This is a genomic window from Rhizobium sp. LjRoot258 (genome assembly GCF_964254185.1).
GTDB lineage: Bacteria > Pseudomonadota > Alphaproteobacteria > Rhizobiales > Rhizobiaceae > Rhizobium.
Map to the genome: position 1 here is coordinate 95,902 of NZ_CAXUST020000001.1, position 21,146 is coordinate 117,047.

Below are 21,146 nucleotides of genomic sequence, written 5' to 3' on the forward strand. Positions count from 1 at the left end.
CTCGCGCCTGTCAATCCGGCACCGCCAGGGGGTGGGTCGGCTAATCTCGGGAGGACTAAATGAAGAAATCAGTGCTTTCTGCCGCGCTTGGCGCGCTCGCCCTCGGTGTCGCGTTTTCGGCGCCGGCAATGGCCGCGGATGTTTCCGCCTGCCTCATCACCAAGACCGACACCAACCCCTTTTTCGTCAAGATGAAGGAAGGCGCGACGGCCAAGGCCAAGGAACTGGGTGTGACGCTCAAGTCCTACGCTGGCAAGATCGACGGTGACAGCGAAAGCCAGGTTGCCGCGATCGAAAGCTGCATTGCCGACGGCGCGAAGGGTATCCTGATCACAGCGTCGGACACGAAGGGCATCGTCTCCTCGGTCAAGAAGGCCCGTGATGCAGGTCTCCTGGTGATCGCCCTCGACACGCCGCTCGACCCGGCCGACGCTGCCGACGCAACCTTCGCAACCGATAACCTGCTCGCCGGCAAGCTGATCGGCCAATGGGCCAAGGAAACGCTCGGAGACAAGGCAAAGGATGCCAAGGTTGGCTTCCTCGACCTGACGCCGTCGCAGCCGACCGTCGACGTTCTGCGTGACCAGGGCTTCATGATGGGCTTCGGCATCGACACCAAGGACCCGAACAAGATCGGCGACGAAGACGATGCGCGCATCGTCGGTCATGACGTGACGAACGGCAACGAAGAAGGCGGCCGCAAGGCGATGGAGAACCTTCTGCAGAAGGATCCGAGCATCAACGTCATTCACACGATCAACGAGCCGGCCGCCGTCGGCGCTTACCAGGCCCTCAAGGCTGTCGGCATGGAAAAGAACGTTCTGATCGTCTCGGTTGACGGCGGTTGCCCAGGCGTCAAGTCCGTCAAGGAAGGCGTCATCGGCGCCACCTCCCAGCAGTATCCGCTGCTGATGGCTTCGCTCGGTATCGAGGCGATCAAGAAGTTCGCCGACAGCGGCGAAAAGCCGAAGCCGACCGAAGGCAAGTCCTTCTTCGATACTGGTGTTTCGCTCGTCACCGACAAGCCCGTCTCTGGCCTTGAGTCGATCGACACCAAGGTCGGCACGGACAAGTGCTGGGGCTAAGTCTTACGATATAAATCTAGCGCCGGCCGGGGCTTGATCCTCGGCCGGTTTCGACCGACCATAGCTGCTGTCTCAGAAACCGGCGAACAACGACCGGTGCGATATGGGGCACGGCTTCCGCGCGCGGTTTGGCGCGAAAGCGGAGGAGGAACAATGACCGGAGCACAGGACTTCGAACGGGTGCTTGACGGCAGCGACAAGAATGTCGCGTCGTTCGAACATCAAGCCGTACCATTTGTGAAGCGTGCGCAGCATTTTCTGCACTCGACGCCGGCCGCCGTGCCGCTGATCGTGCTGGTGCTGGCGATCATCATCTTCGGCATCGCGCTCGGCGGGCGGTTCTTCTCGTCCTACACGCTGACGCTCATCCTGCAGCAGATCGCCATCGTCGGTATTCTCGGCGCCGCGCAGACGCTGGTCATCCTGACCGCGGGCATCGATCTCTCGATCGGCGTCATCATGGTGATATCAGCCGTCATCATGGGCAATTGCGCCATCACCTATGGCATCCCGACGCCGATCGCCGTGCTTGCCGGCATGCTTGTCGGCGGTCTCTGCGGCCTCCTCAACGGTTTCCTGGTTGCTTACATGAAGCTGCCGCCGTTCATCGTCACGCTCGGCACGTGGAACATCGTGATGGCCACGAACTTCATCTACTCGGCGAACGAGACGATCCGCGACACCGACGTCGACGCGCAGGCACCGCTGCTACACTTTTTCGCGCTCAGCTTCAGGCTCGGCAGTGCGGTGTTGACGCTCGGCGTAATTGCCATGGTGCTGCTGGTGCTCGCGCTCTGGTACATCCTCAATCACACTGCCTGGGGCCGCCACGTCTATGCCGTCGGCGACGATCCGGAAGCGGCCAAGCTCTCTGGCATCCAGACCAAAAGCGTCCTGCTCACGGTCTACACCGTCTCCGGCGTCATCGCCGCCTTCGCGGCCTGGGTATCGATTGGCCGCAACGGCTCCATCTCGCCGTCGTCGGCTGTCACCGACTACAATCTTCAGGCCATCACCGCGACTGTGATCGGCGGCATCTCGCTCTTCGGCGGACGCGGCTCGATCCTTGGCACCCTGTTCGGCGCGATGATCGTCGGCGTGGTGTCGATGGGTCTCAACATGCTCGGCGCGGATCCGCAGTGGAAGGTGCTGCTCACCGGCGTACTCATCATCGCCGCCGTCGCAATCGACCAGTGGATCAGAAAGGTGTCGGTGTAACATGGCAAACGAACCCATTCTTTCGGCTCGCGGCCTCGTCAAGCGCTATGGACGCGTCACCGCGCTCGACAACGCCGACTTCGACCTCTACCCCGGCGAAATCCTTGCGGTGATCGGCGATAACGGTGCCGGCAAGTCGTCGCTGATCAAGGCGATCTCAGGCGCGGTCACCCCCGATGAGGGCGAGATCACGCTGGAGGGCAAGCATGTCCACTTCAAGTCTCCGATGGAGGCGCGCGAAGCGGGCATAGAGACCGTCTATCAGAACCTCGCGCTTTCCCCGGCGCTGTCGATTGCCGACAACATGTTCCTTGGTCGCGAGATCAGGAAGCCGGGCGTGCTCGGCAAATGGTTCCGCATGCTCGACCGTCCGGCGATGGAAAAGCGGGCCCGCGACAAGCTTACCGAACTCGGCCTGATGACCATCCAGAACATCAACCAGGCCGTCGAAACGCTTTCGGGCGGTCAGCGCCAGGGCGTGGCGGTGGCGCGTGCCGCTGCGTTCGGCTCCAAGGTCGTCATCATGGACGAGCCGACGGCTGCGCTCGGCGTCAAGGAAAGCCGCAAGGTCCTGGAACTGATCCTCGACGTGCGGTCGCGCGGCCTGCCGATCGTGCTGATCTCACACAACATGCCGCATGTTTTCGAGGTCGCCGACCGCATCCATATTCATCGGCTTGGCCGCCGCCTGACGGTGATCAATCCGAAGGAATACACGATGTCCGATGCCGTGGCCTTCATGACCGGCGCCAAGTCCGTACCGACGGAGCCGGTCGCCGCATGAGCATCACCATCGAAGATATCGCCGGCGAGGTCATCGGCCGCGCCGGCGACACCAAGCGTTTCCTGATCGCCATAGCCGGTCCGCCCGGCGCCGGCAAATCCACCATGGCGGACAATCTCGCCGAGGCGCTGAAAGCGAAGGGCGAAACTGCGGAAGTCCTGCCGATGGATGGCTTCCATATGGACAATGCCATTCTCATCGAACGCGGCCTGCTGGCCCGCAAGGGTATTCCGGAAACCTTCGATGTCCGCGGCTTTCTCGATATTATCCGGGCCGTGCGTCCTGCCGACCAGGAAGTATTGATCCCTGTCTTCGATCGGTCCCGCGAGATTGCGATCGCCTCGGCGCGCGTCGTCTCGCCGGGGCATCGTTTTATCATCGTCGAGGGAAACTACCTGCTTTTCAGCCAGGGCAAGTGGGCCGAACTCGAAGACATCTTCGACTACTCGGTCATGCTGGCGCCGCCGATCGAAGTGCTCGAGGAACGGCTGTGGGCGCGCTGGCGCGGCTACAAGCTGAGCGAGGAGGAAGCGAGCGCCAAGGTCTACGGCAACGACCTGCCCAATGGCCGGCTCATACTCGGCAATCGCCGCCGCGCGGATGTGACGTTCGAAACAGCCTGATCCGTTTGCCTTCGGTTGGAGCGCAGGACTTGCGGTTCCCGATGGAATCGTTGCAGGTTCACCTTCATGCAACTTTTGCTCGAAAGCAAACGTGTGCGGTACGGAGGGAGAGCGCATGAGCTTTACGGAAGCCGTCTTGTCAGTCTTCTCGAAATATGCCGTCTTCAGCGGCCGCGCCGGCCGACCGGAATTCTGGTGGTTTGCACTCTTCAACGTCATCACCGCCGGCAAAATGTTTGCCATGCAGCGCGTCGGGGTGATAATGCGCAGGGCTGAACCTTATAGGCCAGCCCGCGGAGTTTCAGCGCATGCAATCGATCACCATCCGTCGCCCCGATGATTGGCACCTGCACCTGCGTGACGGGGCCATGTTGGAGGGCGTGATCGGCGATACGAGCCGCGACTTCGCCCGCGCGATCATTATGCCGAACCTCGTACCGCCGGTGGTTACAACGGCCGATGCGGAGGCCTATCGCGGCCGCATCATGGCGGCGCTGCCAAAGGGCGACCAGTTCCAGCCGCTGATGACGCTCTACCTGACGGAGCATACGAATCCTGATGACGTCGAGGCGGGCAAGACGAGCGGGCTGACCACGGCGGTCAAGCTCTACCCGGCCGGCGCCACCACCAACTCCCATGGCGGCGTGCGCGATATCGAAAAGGCGATGCCAGTGCTGGAGCGTATGGCAAAGATCGGCCTGCCGCTTTGCGTCCATGGCGAGGTGACTGCGCCAGAGGTCGACATTTTCGACCGCGAGGCTGTGTTCATCGAAACCGTGCTCGATCCGCTCCGCAAGCGTCTGCCTGAACTCAAGGTAACGATGGAGCACGTCACCACCAAGGACGGCATCGACTACATCAAGTCCGCGAAGAGCAATCTCGCAGGCTCGATCACGACCCACCATCTGATCATCAATCGCAACGCCATCCTCGTTGGCGGCATCCGCCCGCACTACTACTGCCTGCCGGTCGCCAAGCGCGAGAACCACCGCCTCGCCCTCCGTGCCGCCGCAACGAGCGGCGATCCGCGCTTCTTTCTCGGCACGGATTCAGCCCCGCACGTCGACCCATTGAAGGAATGCGCCTGCGGCTGCGCCGGCATCTACACCTCGATCAATACGATGAGCTGCCTTGCGCATGTCTTCGAACAGGAAAATGCGCTCGACAGGCTCGAGGCCTTCGCATCGCTGAACGGACCTGCTTGGTATGGCCTGCCGGTCAACGAAGAAAGAATAACGCTGGTCAAGCGCGACGAACCCGTCAGTTTTCCGGCGAAAATCGAAACCGGCGCCGGCCTTGTTACCGTTTTCGATCCAATGTTCCCGCTTTACTGGGACGTCGATCGCTAAGGATCGCCTGGCATTCATGCAATTTTTACTCGCCCTCTTCTTCGAGGGCGGCGCAGCTATGCTATTCGCGTAATGATACTGAATTAGATGCATGATTTTTTAACGTAATAAGTAAGACATTCGTCATCGCAAACCCGTAGGCTTCGCACGAATGAGGGACGCGGCAGCCGTCGCGATTTTTGAAGCATGACGCTTGATTACAATTCCCTTTTGATGGCGCTTGCAGTCTCGGCCACATGCCTTGCCGTGACGCTGCTCGGCAGTTGGTTTGCGCGCCGCTCCGAGACGTTCCTATTGAGCTGCACGCTGGGGCTCGTCTTTATCGTCAGCGGCATCGTTGCGTATGGCCTGTATACCGACAATCCGGTTGTGGCGTTTGCCGTTGTCTCGTTCGTACTTTTCCATGCCGGCTTTGCAACGGTCTGGGGCGCCGGCTATCAGTTCCGTACCGGCGGGCTGCCGCGTGTTGCCGTCGTCGCCTGCGCCCTCGCGGCAATGCTCGTTTCCATTCCTCCGCTGCTGATCGGTTATGACGGGCTCGCATTTATCGCCGACAACGCGGCGATCGCTGCTATGCTCTTCGCTACCGCCTACCAGTATTGGCGGGCGCGGTCAGAGGCGCCGGCGCCTCTGACCGGAATTACCGGCCTGTATTGCCTGACGGCGATCTCCTTCGTCCTGTGTGCCGCCGTCCTGATCGCCGATGGAAAGATTGTGCTGGGCGTTGCTCCGAGCAATTGGGCCGAGGATCTCAGCCTTGCAATCTGTATCGCCAGCATGACCGGCATCGGCGCCCTGTCGCTGGCGCTTCACCAGTGGCGGCTCGCCGCACGGCACCGCTTGGATGCCATGACGGATCCGCTGACCGGGCTCGTGAACCGTCGCGCGCTTTTCGATCGCTACGGACAGGGGCTGATGGGACCGGCAACCGCGGTGCTGCTCTTCGATCTCGACCACTTCAAATCCATCAACGACACCTTCGGGCATGCTGGGGGCGACCGTGTGCTGAAGGTTTTCGCCGCCGAGCTCGCGGCGAACTGCCGAACCGGCGATACCGCCGCGCGCCTTGGCGGCGAGGAATTTGCGTTGGTTCTGAAAGAGATCATGCCGGGCCGCGCCGAAATGGTGGCCGAGCGCATTCGCAAGGCCTTCGCCAGCCGCGAGATCTACCTCGACGACGAAACCCTCGCATGCACGGTCAGTGTCGGTGTTGCGCCGGGGCGCTCCACACCGATGGATTTCGACGCCATGCTGAGTGCGGCCGACAAGGCGCTCTACGCGGCCAAGCGCGCGGGCCGGAACCGGATCGAACTCGCAAGCCATCTCCATGCCGTGGCGGCGGGTGCGGCTCGCACCGGCTCTTGATCGAAAACCTCAGCTCGCCTATCGTTGCCGTCGGCCGGATGCGGCCAGCCGCCCCGCGGCGCGAAAGCGCGATGGTGAATGCATCCAGATACATCCTTCACATCCCTTGCCGTTTGGCGAATGATGGCGAACGGGTCAGCAGACGCGGGCACTGATCATCCTGTTTTGCCGCCAACGGAAGGAATGAATCATGCGCGATTTTCGCGACGCCAAGCTGATGGCAAAAGCTCTGCGGCAGGCTCTGGCTGCCCGCGATATAGACTTCACCCATAGCGAAACCCTGGAGATCGTTGCCCGCCAGTTCGGGTTCGATCAGTGGAATATCCTCTCGGCCAAGCTTGAAGAGCAGGAAGCGCCCGCGATTGCCATTCAGCCGCCGATCCCGATTTTCCGCATCTTCGACGTCGACAAGGCGAAGGAGTTCTATTGCGGCTTTCTCGGCTTCGCGCTCGATTGGGAGCACCGCTTCGGCGATCATTTCCCGCTCTATTGCCAGGTGTCGAGAAGCGGCATGATCCTGCATCTCAGCGAACATTCCGGCGATGCTAGCCCCGGCGCTCGCGCCTTCGTGCCCGTCACGGGCGTTCGTGCCTTGCAGTCCGAGCTCGCGGCCAAGCAATATCGCTACATGAAGCCCGGCCTGCAGGAGGCGCCTTGGGGCCTCGAAATGGAGGTCATCGACCCCTTCAATAACCGGCTCACCTTCTGCGAACGGACGTAATGCCGTCAGGCGGGAGGTATCCCCTCCCGCCTGATTTCACACGAGCATCAAGGCGCGCACGAAGGCGATGGAGGCGAGCAGCGAGGCGATCGTCCTCACGTGGTTCCACCATGTCCAATCCTTGAGATAGGCCGTCCAGAGCGCGGTGGCCTCGGCGCCGCTGCCGCTGACTTTCGCCAGCGCGTCGTTCATCGGCACGTTGAAGACGATCGTCGAGAGGAACGATGCAAACACATAAAGCGCTGCTCCGGCCAGCACCCAGACGCTGACACCACCGCGCCAGTTGAAGAACGCGAAGGCAGCGATGACGAGGCACAGGACCACGGTCGGTACGAAAAGCAGCATGAAGGGCGAGCGCACAATCGTGACATTGATGGAGTTCATCGCCGCTATACCTTGCTCAGTGGGAATGCGGGCGAACGACGTCATGATAAAGGTCGAGAAGGCAAAGAAGATGCCAGCAACAAGACCGCTGCCGATCGCAGCGGCCGCCAAAAGGATACTGAGTACAAGCGTCATTATCATACCCTCCATGTTCCGTTGGCAGCAGCATCGCGTGCATAGTCGCCGAAATCCTTGGCGGGGCGGCGGAGAATTTCTGCGACCCCATTCGCAACCTGCGAATTTCTGCCATCAAGCACCTGCGTGAAGAGCTCTTCGAGCAGGTCGATCATGCCTTTCGGCAGCCCGGCGGCAGCAAGTCCCTCTTTGAACTCTGGCATGGATATCTGCTGATAGGCGATATCCCTGCCGCACGCGTCAGCGATCTCGGCGACCGCCTCGCCAAAAGTCAGCGCGCGGGGGCCGGTCAGTTCGTAGGTCTTGCCAACATGGCCAGCATCGGTCAACGCCGCAACGGCCGCATCGGCGATGTCGTCGGTATGGATGAAAGGCTCCTTCACAACACCTGCCGGAAGAGCCAGTTCGCCTGCAGCAACCTGCGCGGCAAAGGCGCCTTCGCTGAAATTCTGGCAGAACCATGATGCCCGCAGGATGGTGTAGCCGATGCCGGACGCCTTGAGCGCTTCCTCGGCGCGTTGCGCGCCTGCCTCGCCGCGGCCCGATAACAGGACGATATGAGTGAGACCGCAGTCGATGGCCGTGCAGGCGAGCGCACCGATCGCATCAGCTGCCCAGGAAACGGCAAGGTCAGGCTGGAAGCTCACATAGGCGCTCTTTGCGCCGGTAAGCGTTGCTGCCCAGTCCGCGCGCTTCTCCCAATCGAATGGGCGAGCACTGGAGCGCGAGGCAAAGCGGAAGCCAAGACCTCTCCTCGCCAGCCGGTCTGCGATGCGGCCCCCCGTCTTGCCTGAGCCGCCGATGAGGATGATTTCGGAATTCTGCATGGGACCACTCCTCCGATTGAAATACGAGAAAGTCTCTCATTTGCAAAATGAGATAAACTCTCTTATTTTATTCGTCAAGTGAAGAATGGAGGATGGAATGGGAGAAGAGATTGCCCTCAGGCGTAGAAGACAGCCGGAACCGACCGGTCAGCCGCGCCGGATTCCGCAGCAGAAGCGCGGCCGGGAGCGCTTCGAGAAGATCCTGTCGGTGGCGCTGGAGCTGATCGAGAAGAATGGCAGCGATGCGCTGAAAATGAGCGAGATCGTTGAAAAGGCTGAGCTATCCTTCGGTGCGCTCTACCAGTATTTCCCGGACAAAAGCTCGATCATCCGCACGCTTGCCGAACGCTTCAACGAGCAGGGCAGGGCTTGCGTCAAGGCCGAGCTCGCAGGGGTAACGGATGCCGCAACGCTACGGCAGGCGCTCTGCAACATTGCCGACCAGTATTACGACTTCTTCCGTCAGGAGCCCGTGATGCGTGACATATGGGTCGCCACCCAGGCCGATCGGCTGCTGCAGGAGATCGATGCCGAGGACATGGAGTTTCACGCTCAGGCGTTGTTTTCCGTTCTCGCAAGGCTGGAGCCGGAGCGAAGCAATGGCGAGCTGCTGGCCATTGTTCGGCTCACGATGCAGCTTCTGGCGGCCGCGGTCCGTTACGCGATCTCGCTCGATGATGTGGAGGGACGGGCCGCGATTGCGCTCTATCAGCGGATGCTGCCTGCCGATATCGGCCGGCTATCGTAGTCGCTGGGTCCACGCATCCTTTTCCTGGTGTTGCGTTCGCGCAATCGGCTCAGACCGGCAGAAAGCTGCGCATCGCAAAATAGCCTACGGCTGCGAGCACGACTGCCACCGCCGATGCCTCTCCGAGTGCCATCGCGTACTCCCGGCGCCCCGCGGTGAAGGCAAGCACCACCTTCGTCACCGTGTTGACCGCGACGGCGATCAGGATGACATCGGCCGCCGCCGTCACGTCGATCGTCGAGCCGACGAGGCGTGCGGTGGAAAGCGTGATGGCATCGACGTCGACGAGGCCGGAGATCGCCGCCACGACGAAGAGTGCGGATGGCCCGACATAGTCGATCGCCATCTTCGAGACGAGGCTGATGAGGCCGAGCAGCAACGCAAAGGAGATGACTGTCTTGAGCTCGAAGGGATTTTTTAGGTCGATCTCCGGTGCCTCAGTCGCGCTCTTGGAACGCCACACCGAAAACAGGCCGGCCGTCAGGAAACCGATGATTGCCGGGACGAGCGCGGAAGCGAGCGGCATCAGCATGGTGAAGGAGAGCGCGCTGGCGATGACGAGAACTCGCGCGAAGGAGAGGGCGCCGGCAATGCCTGCCCCGGCCGCAAGGTGCCGTGCGCCCTCTGGCGCTTCGGCCGAATAGCGGGCGAAGGAAAGCGTCAAGGCGGTCGACGAGACAAGTCCGCCCGCAGCCCCCGCCAGCAGAACGCCACGGCCCGTGCCCATCAATCGAATCGCGGCATAGCCGGCGAAGGACAAAGCTGCGATGGTGATCGTCAGCAGCCAGAGCGAGTGGGGATTGAGCGCGCCCCAGGGATCGAGCGCCTCGTCCGGCAGGAGCGGCAGCGCGATCACGGTCATTGCGAGCAGCACAAGGGCGGAGCGGAGTTCAACCCAGGTCAACCCTCTAAGAAAGCCATGCAGGCTGTGGCGGGCTGCAAGAATTGCCGTCGTTGCGACGCCGCCGGCGGCCGCAGTAGCGATGTCGCCGACAGCAGCCAGAACGCCGAGCCCGAACACCACAAGGGCGGCCACGACCGATGTGATGCTGTAGTCTTCGTTCTCCTTCGTCTCCTGCCACTTGCCGGCAATGTAGACGAGACCCAGAAGCACAGCGATTATGGCCGGCAGAAAGGGTCCGGTCATGGACTGAAGTGTTCCGGCTATTCCTCCGAGAAAGCCGGTCAGGCCGAAAGTACGGATACCCGCCGTCCTGCCTCCCGCGCGAATATCGCGCTCCTGCCAACCTCGCTCGACGCCGACGAGCAGGCCGATGGCAAGTGCGACGCCGAGGCGCTGGAAAACTTCCATATGGTCCATGGCATGACGATATCGCCGCCGCGCGGGCGCGCAAGCGCAAATATCTGAAAGAATTGATGCATTGCCGACCTCCGTGCCTCGAACATGGCTTTCGTCGGCGTTTCTTGGGCGGCAGCACTCCATCTTCCTCGATCACCAAGGCGTTTTTGCCGTCATTCTCGGCATGGAACCACTCGCTGTTCTGGAAACTTGCCGCACTTGCTGCTATTGGCCCCATAAATTTGACCAAAGGAGAGAGCGATGATCCAGACGACATTCACCGGCCGCGCAGTCATGGCGGAACTCGTGGCGAAGATGCTCTGGGAGATCAAGGCGGTGCATTTCAACGCGGCGCAGCCCTACAAGTTCGCCTCCGGTATGGCGAGCCCCGTCTACATCGATTGCCGCAAGCTGCTGTCCTTCCCGCGTGTCCGCTCGACCGTCATGGACTTTGCCACCAGCGTCGTGTTGCGCGAGGCCGGCTTCGAGCAGTTCGATTGCGTGGCCGGCGGCGAGACAGCTGGCATTCCCTTTGCCGCACTGCTCGCAGATCGCCTCAGCCTGCCGATGATCTATGTGCGCAAGCAGCCGAAGGGTCACGGCCGCAACGCGCAGATCGAAGGCAACATGCCGGAGGGCTCGCGCGTACTCGTCATCGAGGACCTGACGACCGCCGGCGGCAGCATGTTCAAATTCATCGATGCCGTCCGTGCTGCCGGCGGCGTAGTCGATCACGGCATAGCGCTCTTTTACTACGGCATTTTCGACGAAGGCGCGCTGCGCTTTGCCGATGGCAAGGTGAAGCTGCACTACATCGCGACTTGGCGCGATGTGCTGGCGGTCGCAAAGGCTCAGAAGCTGTTCGACGAGAAGACTTTGAGCGAAGTGGAAGCCTTCCTTGATGCGCCGCTTGCCTGGTCGGGACGCAACGGTGGCATTTCATCACTTTGAATGAAGAATTGCGTCGCGGCGCTTTGCTTTTGCCACGAAATTATCTAATCGATTTGAATATCGATGGATCGTAATGCATGGGAGGCCGGAATGATTTTGTGCTGTGGCGAAGCGCTGATTGACATGCTGCCGCGGGAGACGACTCTCGGCGAGAAGGGGTTTGCCCCTTATGCCGGCGGTGCAATCTTCAACACGGCGATCGCGCTCGGCCGCCTCGGAATTCCGACGGCTTTCTTCACCGGCCTCGCCGATGACATGATGGGCGAGATTCTGCGCGATACGCTGAAGGCGAGCAACGTCGATTTCAGCCTCTGCGCCATCACGCCGCGTCCATCCACGGTCGCTTTCGTCAAGCTGGTCAACGGCCAGGCAACCTACGCCTTCTACGACGAAGGCACGGCCGGCCGCATGATCACAACCGACGATCTGCCTGTCCTCAGCGACGATTGCGAAGCACTTCACTTTGGTGCCATCAGCCTTATCCCGAGCCCCTGCGGAGAGACCTACGAGGCGCTCCTCGACCGCGAATGCGATAAGCGCGTCATTTCGCTGGACCCCAACATTCGCCCGGGCTTCATCAAGAACAAGGAAGCCCACATGGCGCGCATCAAGCGCATGGCGTCCAAGTCGGATATCCTGAAGTTCTCAGATGAGGATCTGGATTGGTTTGGCCTCGAAGGCAGCCACGACGATCTGGCCGCCTACTGGCTGCAGCAGGGCGCCAAGCTCGTCGTCATCACCAAGGGTGCGGAAGGCGCGTCCGGTTACACCAGGGAGCGCAAGGTCACCGTGCCAAGCCAGCGCGTTACCGTCGTCGATACGGTCGGAGCGGGCGACACCTTCGATGCCGGTGTGCTTGCCTCGCTGAAGATCGACGATCTGCTGACCAAGGCGAAAGTCGCCTCGCTCAGCGAAAAAGCCTTGCACAACGCCCTCTCGCTCGGCGCGAAGGCCGCTGCGGTTACGGTCTCTCGCGCCGGCGCCAATCCTCCTTGGGCGAAAGAAATCGGCCTCTGAGACAGGCTATAGCCGGTCGAGAAAGCTGAGCACTTCGCGGTTGAAGTGCTCGGGCCGCTGCAGCGGCGCGAAATGGCTTACTTCTGGAATGAGGATCAATTCGGCATCGGGAATGCTGCGCGCAAGATAGTCGGCGTGCTCGCGCTTGATGAATTCGTCATTCTCTCCGAGAACGACCGCCACCGGCACCTTGATGCCGGCAAGGTCAGCAGCCGTGTAGTTCGGCTCGGTCTGCATCATCTGCGACACATCGCTCACGAAGCTATCGAAGGCGTCGGGTGTCGCCGACAGTGCCTGATAGTCTTTCCTGTGGCGGCTGAAGCAACGATCGATGACCGGCGTCGGCTTGAATTCGAGCGTGCCATTGGGATCCATGTTGCAGGCGAGGAAGAAGACCCCGGAGACACGGTCCGGTCGCCTGTCGGCAAGTATCAGCGCCGTGCAGGCGCCGTCGCTCCAGCCGACGAGGGCGGTCCTTGCGAGGTCCAGATGATCCATGACGGCGAGCGCGTCGTCAGCCATCTGAGCATAGTGGAACGGCCGGTCGTCGCGCGTGCTGCGGCCATGCCCGCGGCTGTCTATGACGACCGCCTGCCGGCCCGAAGCGACCAATGCCGGTACCTGATAACCCCAGTTTCCGGCATTGCCGAGCCCGCCATGCAGCAGCATCACGGCGGGGCCGGAGCCGTACGTCGCATACCAGATGCGAGCCCCGTCGTTCTCGACGAAGCCTTCATCCTTGGGTTTTGCCAACGGCGCCGCGCCATGTGCGTCGAAATTTACAAGTTCGTCGTCCGTCACGTGCATTCAACCTCTCCTGAAGCGTATACTAAGAACGCCTTCTGAGGTCGAATTTCGACACTGCCCATTAAAATATTGGTCGCAATTATCGGCGCTACTGCTTTTGGGCTGAGCAGCCTTCTGATCTTCGGCATTTAGCCCGCCCCCCAAGCAACCGAAGAGATACGACGCCCGCATTGGGCAGGAGAAGGCTGTGGCCAGGAAGACAGTCGCGGCATGTCATACTTAATAGACCGCTAATATTCATATCTGTAGGTTCGACGTTTAACGGTGGAGGAGAAAATGATTCTACGGTTGGACGGTCAAGGCTGGTCACTCGGCAGCGTCGAAGCTGGACATTGCCCGGCGGCAACCAAGGCTGCAGTCAAATGTGCACTGGAGGTGGCACCGGAGTTCGATAGCACGCAGATCATTGTTTCAATGCTTGGCGACTTCGTCGTGCTCGAAGGGTTCGTCCGGTGTCACGGCGATGACGAACTTGCGGTGGATGTCGCTGCCTCCATCGTCGGGCCTGCGCATGTTCACAATCGGCTGATATGCCGCGGCTTCCCGAAGCGGCCGAGCTAGAAGGCGGTCGAGACTGCGTTCCTGGCTTCGGCCTCGAAGCCGATTGCTGTCGGGGCCGTTGTCGGCGCGAAGCGGCCAGAGAGCCGCTTCCATGGCTACGATCGCCGCAGCGGCTCTCGCGCATAAAAGTGCTCCCGCTGGGCGAGCCGCGGGAGCACCTGATTTCGGCCGCTGTTACTTTGCGAGCTTCGCCAGCGCGGCAACGAGCCCCTGCGTCGAGGAATCGTGGCCGGAAGCGCTCTCCCTGCCTTCCACGACAGGCAGCAGGCCGGTCGCCAGTTCCTTGCCGAGCTCGACGCCCCATTGGTCGAAGGAATTGATGCGGAAGAGCACGCCTTCAACAAAGACGCGGTGTTCGTAGAGAGCGATCAGGCGGCCAAGCGCATAGGGCGTCAGCTTGTCGTAAACAAAGGTGATCGACGGACGGTTGCCTGTGAAGACGCGGTGCGGCGCGATGAAGTCAGCGTTTTTGTCGTCCATGCCCTTGTCGGTCAGCTGCTTCTTCGCTTCTTCGAAGGTGCGCCCCTTCATCAGCGCCTCGGACTGGGCGAGCACATTTGCCATCAGAAGCTGGTGCTGGTGGCGCAGATTTGGCTCGAAAGCGTTTGCCGCGATCATGAACTCGGCCGGGATGACACTCGTGCCCTGGTGGATCAGCTGGTAGAAGGCGTGCTGGCCGTTGGTGCCGGGCTCGCCCCATACCACCGGACCGGAATTGCCTTCGACCGGCGTGCCATCGATCGTCACGCCCTTGCCGTTCGATTCCATGTCGAGCTGCTGCAGGTAGGCCGGGAAGCGCGACAGGCGCTGGTCGTAGGGCAGGATCGCGCGGGTCGGATAGCCGAGCACATTGCGATGGTAGAAGCCGATCAGGCCGAGCAGCATGGGCAGGTTCTTGGCAATCGGCGCCTGACGGAAGTGATTGTCGACGGCATGCGCGCCATCGAGGAACTTGCCGAAATTCTCAGGCCCGACAGCGATCATCAGCGGCAGCCCGATCGCCGACCAGATCGAGTAGCGGCCGCCGACCCAATCCCAGAAGCCGAAGACGCGTTCGCCCCCGATGCCAAAGGCGGCGACCTTGTCGAGTGCCGTCGAAACGGCAGCGAAATGATGCTGAACGGCCGCCTCGCCGAGCGCGTCGGCAATGAACTTGCGCGCCGTCTGCGCGTTCGTCATCGTTTCCACGGTCGTGAATGTCTTGGAGGCGACGATGAAAAGCGTCGTTTCAGGCTGAACGAGCTTCAGCGTGTCGGCGATATGGGCGCCGTCGATGTTGGAAACGAAGTGCGCGCGGGGGCCATCATGGAAAGGCGCCAGCGCCAGCGTCGCCATGACGGGGCCGAGGTCGGAGCCGCCGATGCCGATGTTGATGACGTCGGTGATCGCCTTGCCGGTCGCCCCCTTCAGGCTGCCCGACCGGATGCCGTCGGCAAACTCGCCCATGGCGGCAAGCACGGCATTGACGTCAGGCATGACATCCTTGCCATCGACGATAACAGGCGTATTGGAGCGGTTGCGCAGCGCGGTGTGTAGGACGGCGCGGCTTTCCGTGAAGTTGATCGCCTTGCCGGAGAACATCAAGTCACGCTTGGCTTCGACGCCGCCCGTTTCGGCGAGCTTGACCAGCAGGGCCAGGATATCGTCGTTCACGGCCGTCTTGGAATAGTCCATCAGCAGGTCGTCGAGTGACACGCTGAAGCGCGAGAAACGCTGCGGGTCGGCGACAAAGGCGGCGCGCAGATCCGTTGCCTTGGTGGCGGTCGCCGTGCTCTTCAATTGTTCGACGATGGCATTCATTGGAGGCTCCTTTGCAGGGCGAGAGGGTCGCGGAAACTATTCGCTTTGTAGGGCGCAAATCAAGTTCGGCGACCTGTCGAAGCGCAAAAAAGCCACCCGCGGCGGCGGATGGCCCGTAATTTCACGCAACCGTCAAAATCAGCCGCGCAGATCCTTGCGCAGGATCTTTCCGACCGGCGTCTTCGGCAATTCGGTGCGGAATTCCACGAAACGCGGCCGTTTGTAGTTGGTGAGGTTTGCAGCGCAATGAGCCTTCACGTCCGCCTCCGTCAGCGCCGGGTCCTTGCGCACCACGAAGAGCTTGACCGCCTCGCCGGAATGGCCGTCGGCAATGCCGACGGCAGCCGCTTCGAGAATGCCTGGATGCATGGCCGCTACCTCCTCGATCTCGTTCGGATAGACGTTGAAGCCGGAGACGAGGATCATGTCCTTCTTTCTGTCGACGATCTTGGTGTAACCGCGCGCATCCATGAACCCCATGTCGCCGGTGCGGAAATAGCCGTCCGGCGTCATCACCCGCGCCGTCTCCTCCGGTTTGTTCCAGTAGCCGGCCATCACCTGCGGACCGCGGATGCAGATCTCTCCTATGTCGCCAAGCGGCAGCGAGTTGCCGTCCTCGTCGCGAATATCAAGTTCGGTGGACGGGATCGGCAGCCCGATCGAGCCGGTGAACTCCGCCGAATCGAAGCGGTTTGCCGTTGCCACCGGCGATGTCTCAGAGAGACCATAGCCTTCGGTAATATGCGAGCCGGTGATCTTCAGCCAGCGCTCCGCAACCGGCCGCTGTACCGCCATACCGCCGCCAAGCGACATCACCATCGAGGAGAAGTCGACCTTGGCGAAATCGGCATTGTTCATCAACGCGTTGAAGAGCGTGTTGAGGCCCGGGAATATGTGGACGTTGACCTTGCCGAACTCCTTGACCAGCGCCGGAATATCACGCGGGTTGGCGACGAGGATGTTGTGGGCGCCGAGCGACATGCCCATCAGCGAATTCACCGTCAGCGCGAAGATATGGTAGAGCGGCAACGCGCAGAGGAAATTCAGTACCTCCGGGCGCGGCTTCCCGTCAAAGGCCGATTGCAGCCAGAGTTCAAGCTGCAGCTTGTTGGACAGCAGATTCTTGTGCGTGAGCACCGCGCCCTTGGCGATGCCCGTCGTGCCACCAGTGTATTGCAGGAAGGCGATATCGTCGCCCTTGAGCCTTGCGGGCTTCAGGGCCTTACGGGCGCCTTCGCCGAGCACCTGCTTGAAGGTCTTATGCTGCGGGATGGACCAGGAGGGAACGAGCTTCTTCACCTTGCGCACGAGCAGATTGACGATCAGACCCTTGGCGCCCAGCATTTCGCCGAGTGAGGTGACGACGACATGGCGCACGTCGGTCTTGACCAGCACCTGCTCCACCGTGCGCGCGAAATTCTCCAGCACGAAGATCGCCTTGGCGCCGGAGTCCCGCAACTGATGTTCGAGTTCGCGCGGCGTGTAGAGCGGATTGACGTTCACCGCGACAAAGCCGGCACGCAGGATGCCGTAGACGGCGACGGGGTTCTGCAGCACGTTCGGCATCATGACGGCGACACGGTCGCCTTTCTCGAGGCCGAGGCCCTGAAGCCATGCCGCGATCTTGCGCGTCTGGTGTTCAAGCTCGCCGTAGGTCAGCGTCTTGCCCATGCTGGAGAAGGCGGTGCGATTGGCATAGCGCGCGCAGGATTTCTCAAGCAATTCCGCCAATGATAAGTATTCCAGCGGGGGAAGCTCCGCCGGCACGCTGTCAGGATAGGTGGCAAGCCAGGGTTTTTCGGGCTTCGCACCGCCTGGATGGACGGAAATGCTGTTCATCTTGTCTCTCTCCCTCTCGCTGCCGGCCGGTCCCACCGGCAAGCCGATTGGACGATCCTCCATCTTCCAACACGGCAGCTTATGTCATCGCCTGAATGGTTCAAGCTGAGATTAGAGTTACACTAACCTTGACGTAAACGTCAATATTGCCGTGTCGATGATGAGGTTCGTTGAATCGGGAACCTTGAGTTCAGGGCGGCGTTGTCAAACCGTGGACCAACCACGAGGAAACAAGAAGGAGGTACACGATGCTGCACCACGACGCCGACAACACCCGCCGTGACCCGAATGTGAAGGATACGCCGACGCTGATTGCCAGCGACCGCGTGGAAGGCACCCGCGTGTTTGGCGCCGATGGCAAGCATATCGGCTCGATCGAACGATTGATCCTCGGCAAGCAGGATGGCCGCGTTGCCTACGCCGTGCTCGAGTTCGGCGGCTTCATGGGCATCGGCCACGATCACTATCCGCTGCCGTGGGAAAAGCTGACCTACGATACCCAGCTTGACGGCTACCGCATCGACCTGACCAAGGAGCAGATCGAAGGCGCGCCGGGCTATGCGGATGATGACGACACCTGGTACAACGATAATGGCCGCCGAGTTTATGACTACTATGGTGTGCCGCCCTACTGGATGTAACGTCGTCCGCACACGCGCGGTCCATTGATCTCGCGTACATGCGCTGCGCCACAAGAGTCCTTTTGGGCGCGAGGCGTGGTAAAACGACCTGGATGGGCCCCGTCGCAGACGGGGCCTTTTCAGTTTGCGTTGACGAGATCGTTGGCCGACCGCAGTACCGTGCCGATGGTGATATCAGCCGCCGACAGCGGTTTTGCAGTCTGCAGCTGGAACACGTGGCTTTCGCCGGGCAGCAGCGTCACCAGCATGGAATCGACGACAGCAGTCGGGTCGAGACGATCCGCCATCAGGCAGAGATCCTTCAGGAACGTTTCGGCCGTTACCTTCACCGCATAGCCGTCCACGCTGGGGCTCATCTCGACCGACAGCTTCGGCTGCGGAAGCTTGAGATCGACATCCTCCACGAAATAGTGGAACGCGCGCCGGTCGAGCATCTGCACGACGATGACCTCGCTGTCAGCATTGCCCGGCGTTGCGATATCAGCCGGTAGCGGAAATTCCTTTGCTTCGAAGCGGTCGCAGAGCAGCCGCCAGAACTCGAATTCGGCAAGCACCGTTCCGTCCAGCCGCAGGCGCTTGCCTGATATCTTCGCCCGCCAGAACAGCGTCCGCTCGTTAACGGCTACGGCCGCCAGTCCGCCGGCGTGTGGCCGGATCGTGAGGAGCCGCGGGTCGAAAGCCTGCTGCATGGCGTACCAGAGCGGCTTGCGGCGTCCAGCCGAATCGAGTGCCGCCCAGGAGGTCACCGGCCAGCAATCATTGAACTGCCAGACGACGGCGCCCTTGCAGACGGCGCGGTGCGAGCGCATGTGCTCGATCGCGAAACGGATGGCGCGCGCCTGGTTGAGCTGCGTGGCGAAGTGCCAGTCATCCATGGTCTGTGGGACCGGAAGATGCCCGGCAAGGCCGCGGATCAGCTTGTCGTTGCCCTGGGTCGCCTTCTGATGGTGGAAGACGCCATTCGAGGTCGGCGTCAGCGGCGCGTCATGCACACTTTCCTCGATCGTCGCCCAGTTTGGCGGCGCCTGCCAGCCGAACTCCGAGCAGAAGCGCGGTATGTAGTTGCGATAGGCCTCGTAGCCGACATCGTTCCACACGTCCCAGATGTGCTTGCATCCATGCTCGTCGGCATTGGGCTCGATCTCCATCGTGCCGGAATAGGGGCTGCCGGGATAGTACGGCCGATCGGGGTCGAGCTCTGCACAGAGCTTCGGCAGAATGTCGAGATAGTAGCCGAGTCCCCAGCTCTCGCCCTCCTTGATGATCGCTCGCCAGCCCCACTCGTCGAAGCCCCAGATATTCTCGTTGTTGCCGTTCCAGACGATCAGCGACGGGTGCGGCATCAGGCGCACGACGTTGTCGCGCACCTCCGCCTCGACCTCGCTGCGCAGCGGCTCTTCTTCGGGGTAGGAGGCACAGGCGAAAAGGAAATCCTGCCAGACGAGCATGCCGGCGCGGTCGCAGGCCTCGTAGAACTCGTCGCGTTCGAAGATGCCGCCGCCCCAGACGCGCAGCAGATTGACGTTGGCTTTTTTGGCTTCCTCGATCCGGGAAGCATAGCGCTCTGCCGTCACGCGAGAGGGAAAGCAGTCGTCGGGAATCCAATTGGCGCCGCAGAGGAAGAGCGGCACATCGTTGATAACGAAAGTGAAGGCGGAGCCGTGTTCGTCGGGTGCGGTATCGAGCCTGACGGAGCGGAAGCCGATCGCCTTGGAATAGCTGTCGAGTAAGTCATCGCTTACGCTGTCGCGCAATTCGAGCTGAAGCGGATAGAGCGGTTGCGCACCAAGATGATGCGGCCACCAGATCTGCGGTGCAGGAACGGTCAGCTGGAACTCGACTTCGTCCGATCCCTCCGCAAGCTCGGCAACATGGCTGATGCCAGCAATGCTTGCTACGAGCCTTGCACCCACGCCGCCTTGCCGCGCGATGCGCGCGCGAACCGTCACACGCCCGTCGCCGCCGGCCAGCGTTGCCGAAACCCGCGTCTCCGCGAGCCTTGATTGGTCCCAGCTTTCCAGCCGCACCGGCTTCCAGATCCCTGACGTCACAAGCGTCGGCCCCCAGTCCCAGCCGAAGTTGGAGGCCATCTTGCGCATCAGATTGGCGGGGCCGGGATAGTTGTTCGGCCGGTAGCCGTAATGCGCTTCCATCTCCGCGCCATGGGCATAGGCGGAGCGGAAGGTCACAACGAGCTCGTTCGAGCCTCGTTTCAGCCGCTCCGACACATCGAAGCGATAGGTGCGGTGCATATTGGAGGTGCAGCCGAGTTCCTCGCCGTTCAGCGCGATCGTCGCGACCGTATCAAGACCGTCGAACACCAGCTCGCGGACTTTTCCGGCATCTTGCGATCCATCGAAGACGCAACGATAACTCCAGTCTTGCTTCCCGATCCAATCGTTGGTGATCTCGTTGACGTCGAGATAGGGATCTGGGATCAGCCGGTTGGACAGAAGGTCGAGATGCACGCAGCCTGGCACCTTGGCCGGAATTTCGGTTGGCAGATCGGGTCGGCCTGCAACGTTGCAGGAAAGAGTCCAGCCCCGGTTCAGTTCGGTCTTTTCGATCATGGGAAACTCTTAGAGGTAGCGGCCGTGGCGCTGCAGGACTTCGATCTTGTAGCCGTCAGGATCGGTGATGAAGAAGAACAGCGCCAAGAGCTTGCCGTCGCGATTGAGCTCGACGATCTTGCCTGGGTTCAATCCCGCTTCCGTCAGACGCTTGTGCTCGACCTCGACTTCCTGGACGGAGAGAGCAAGATGCCCATAACCGTTGCCGAGATCGTAGGGCTCGGTGCGCCCCTTGTTGACCGTCAGCTCCAGCTCGAAGCCGGTCTCGTCATTGCTCATGTAGATCAGCGTGAAGGTGTCGAAGTCGATGCGATCGGCGACTTCGAGGCCGAAGACCTTGCCGTAGAACTCGACGGAGCGCGCCTCGTCGAGAACGCGGATCATGGAGTGAATCATCTTGGCCAAGGCTGCCTCCCATTGC

General features: G+C 61.3%; 21 protein-coding genes. 13 read left to right on the forward strand and 8 right to left on the reverse strand.

The window, feature by feature from the left end:
• Positions 1-59: 59 nt before the first annotated feature.
• The 8 genes from ACSQ9D_RS00480 (at position 60) to ACSQ9D_RS00515 (ending at position 7,145) form a co-directional block, all read left to right on the forward strand.
• Complete coding sequence (locus ACSQ9D_RS00480) at positions 60-1,085, forward strand: sugar ABC transporter substrate-binding protein (RefSeq protein ID WP_114711124.1); 1,026 nt, start codon at positions 60-62, stop codon at positions 1,083-1,085.
• Between the two features lie 153 nt (positions 1,086-1,238).
• Positions 1,239-2,303, forward strand: coding sequence for an ABC transporter permease (locus ACSQ9D_RS00485; protein ID WP_436280730.1), 1,065 nt, complete (start codon positions 1,239-1,241; stop codon positions 2,301-2,303).
• A 1-nt stretch (position 2,304) separates the two neighbouring features.
• Positions 2,305-3,087, forward strand: a complete 783-nt coding sequence (locus ACSQ9D_RS00490; RefSeq protein ID WP_037114609.1) for an ATP-binding cassette domain-containing protein — start codon at positions 2,305-2,307, stop codon at positions 3,085-3,087.
• On the forward strand, positions 3,084-3,710 hold the full coding sequence (locus ACSQ9D_RS00495) for a nucleoside triphosphate hydrolase (RefSeq protein ID WP_436280731.1): 627 nt from the start codon (positions 3,084-3,086) through the stop codon (positions 3,708-3,710). Before ACSQ9D_RS00490 ends, ACSQ9D_RS00495 begins: the two co-directional genes overlap by 4 nt.
• Before the next feature lie 115 nt (positions 3,711-3,825).
• Positions 3,826-4,050, forward strand: coding sequence for a DUF805 domain-containing protein (locus tag ACSQ9D_RS00500; protein WP_436280732.1), 225 nt, complete (start codon positions 3,826-3,828; stop codon positions 4,048-4,050).
• Positions 4,019-5,059 carry a dihydroorotase gene (gene pyrC, locus ACSQ9D_RS00505; RefSeq protein ID WP_436280733.1) on the forward strand — a complete coding sequence of 347 codons (1,041 nt, stop codon included), beginning with the start codon at positions 4,019-4,021 and terminating at the stop codon, positions 5,057-5,059. Before ACSQ9D_RS00500 ends, pyrC begins: the two co-directional genes overlap by 32 nt.
• A 186-nt stretch (positions 5,060-5,245) precedes the next feature.
• Complete coding sequence (locus tag ACSQ9D_RS00510) at positions 5,246-6,424, forward strand: GGDEF domain-containing protein (RefSeq protein ID WP_436280734.1); 1,179 nt, start codon at positions 5,246-5,248, stop codon at positions 6,422-6,424.
• Between the two features lie 190 nt (positions 6,425-6,614).
• Positions 6,615-7,145: a glyoxalase superfamily protein gene (locus tag ACSQ9D_RS00515; RefSeq protein WP_436280735.1), complete on the forward strand. Its 531-nt coding sequence runs from the start codon at positions 6,615-6,617 to the stop codon at positions 7,143-7,145.
• A 36-nt stretch (positions 7,146-7,181) separates the two neighbouring features.
• Here ACSQ9D_RS00515 and ACSQ9D_RS00520 read toward each other — a convergent pair whose 3' ends face one another.
• Positions 7,182-7,664, reverse strand: coding sequence for a DUF1772 domain-containing protein (locus ACSQ9D_RS00520; RefSeq protein ID WP_436280736.1), 483 nt, complete (start codon positions 7,662-7,664; stop codon positions 7,182-7,184).
• Positions 7,665-7,666: 2 nt separating this feature from the next.
• On the reverse strand, positions 7,667-8,491 hold the full coding sequence (locus tag ACSQ9D_RS00525; protein WP_436280737.1) for an NmrA family NAD(P)-binding protein: 825 nt from the start codon (positions 8,489-8,491) through the stop codon (positions 7,667-7,669).
• 97 nt (positions 8,492-8,588) lie between these two features.
• Here ACSQ9D_RS00525 and ACSQ9D_RS00530 point away from each other — a divergent pair, with 97 nt between their 5' ends.
• Positions 8,589-9,239: a TetR family transcriptional regulator gene (locus tag ACSQ9D_RS00530; protein ID WP_436280738.1), complete on the forward strand. Its 651-nt coding sequence runs from the start codon at positions 8,589-8,591 to the stop codon at positions 9,237-9,239.
• 49 nt (positions 9,240-9,288) lie between these two features.
• Here the strand turns inward: ACSQ9D_RS00530 and ACSQ9D_RS00535 are convergent, their stop codons facing one another.
• A complete protein-coding gene (locus ACSQ9D_RS00535) occupies positions 9,289-10,560 on the reverse strand; it encodes an MgtC/SapB family protein (protein WP_436280739.1) in 1,272 nt (423 codons plus the stop codon).
• 240 nt (positions 10,561-10,800) lie between these two features.
• On the opposite strand from ACSQ9D_RS00535, the gene ACSQ9D_RS00540 reads away from it, so the two are divergent.
• Positions 10,801-11,490, forward strand: a complete 690-nt coding sequence (locus ACSQ9D_RS00540) for an orotate phosphoribosyltransferase (protein ID WP_037114599.1) — start codon at positions 10,801-10,803, stop codon at positions 11,488-11,490.
• Positions 11,491-11,580: 90 nt separating this feature from the next.
• Positions 11,581-12,507, forward strand: coding sequence for a carbohydrate kinase family protein (locus tag ACSQ9D_RS00545; RefSeq protein WP_436280740.1), 927 nt, complete (start codon positions 11,581-11,583; stop codon positions 12,505-12,507).
• A gap of 6 nt (positions 12,508-12,513) precedes the next feature.
• Here the strand turns inward: ACSQ9D_RS00545 and ACSQ9D_RS00550 are convergent, their stop codons facing one another.
• A complete protein-coding gene (locus ACSQ9D_RS00550; protein WP_436280741.1) occupies positions 12,514-13,314 on the reverse strand; it encodes an alpha/beta fold hydrolase in 801 nt (266 codons plus the stop codon).
• Positions 13,315-13,590: 276 nt separating this feature from the next.
• Between ACSQ9D_RS00550 and ACSQ9D_RS00555 the strand changes: the two genes are divergently transcribed.
• Positions 13,591-13,875, forward strand: a complete 285-nt coding sequence (locus ACSQ9D_RS00555) for a BON domain-containing protein (RefSeq protein ID WP_436280742.1) — start codon at positions 13,591-13,593, stop codon at positions 13,873-13,875.
• A 174-nt stretch (positions 13,876-14,049) separates the two neighbouring features.
• Here ACSQ9D_RS00555 and pgi read toward each other — a convergent pair whose 3' ends face one another.
• The gene (gene pgi, locus ACSQ9D_RS00560; RefSeq protein WP_436280743.1) at positions 14,050-15,675 is read right to left on the reverse strand and encodes a glucose-6-phosphate isomerase; all 1,626 of its coding nucleotides are present in this window, start codon (positions 15,673-15,675) and stop codon (positions 14,050-14,052) included.
• Between the two features lie 138 nt (positions 15,676-15,813).
• Complete coding sequence (locus ACSQ9D_RS00565; RefSeq protein ID WP_436280744.1) at positions 15,814-17,514, reverse strand: long-chain fatty acid--CoA ligase; 1,701 nt, start codon at positions 17,512-17,514, stop codon at positions 15,814-15,816.
• Positions 17,515-17,762: 248 nt separating this feature from the next.
• Here ACSQ9D_RS00565 and ACSQ9D_RS00570 point away from each other — a divergent pair, with 248 nt between their 5' ends.
• The gene (locus ACSQ9D_RS00570) at positions 17,763-18,155 is read left to right on the forward strand and encodes a PRC-barrel domain-containing protein (protein WP_436280745.1); all 393 of its coding nucleotides are present in this window, start codon (positions 17,763-17,765) and stop codon (positions 18,153-18,155) included.
• A 119-nt stretch (positions 18,156-18,274) separates the two neighbouring features.
• Here ACSQ9D_RS00570 and ACSQ9D_RS00575 read toward each other — a convergent pair whose 3' ends face one another.
• Together ACSQ9D_RS00575 and ACSQ9D_RS00580 are read right to left on the reverse strand one after the other, a co-directional pair.
• Complete coding sequence (locus ACSQ9D_RS00575) at positions 18,275-20,725, reverse strand: glycoside hydrolase family 2 protein (RefSeq protein WP_436280746.1); 2,451 nt, start codon at positions 20,723-20,725, stop codon at positions 18,275-18,277.
• A 9-nt stretch (positions 20,726-20,734) separates the two neighbouring features.
• Entirely contained in the window at positions 20,735-21,130 is a 396-nt protein-coding gene (locus ACSQ9D_RS00580) for a VOC family protein (RefSeq protein ID WP_436280747.1), read from the reverse strand.
• Positions 21,131-21,146: the final 16 nt, after the last annotated feature.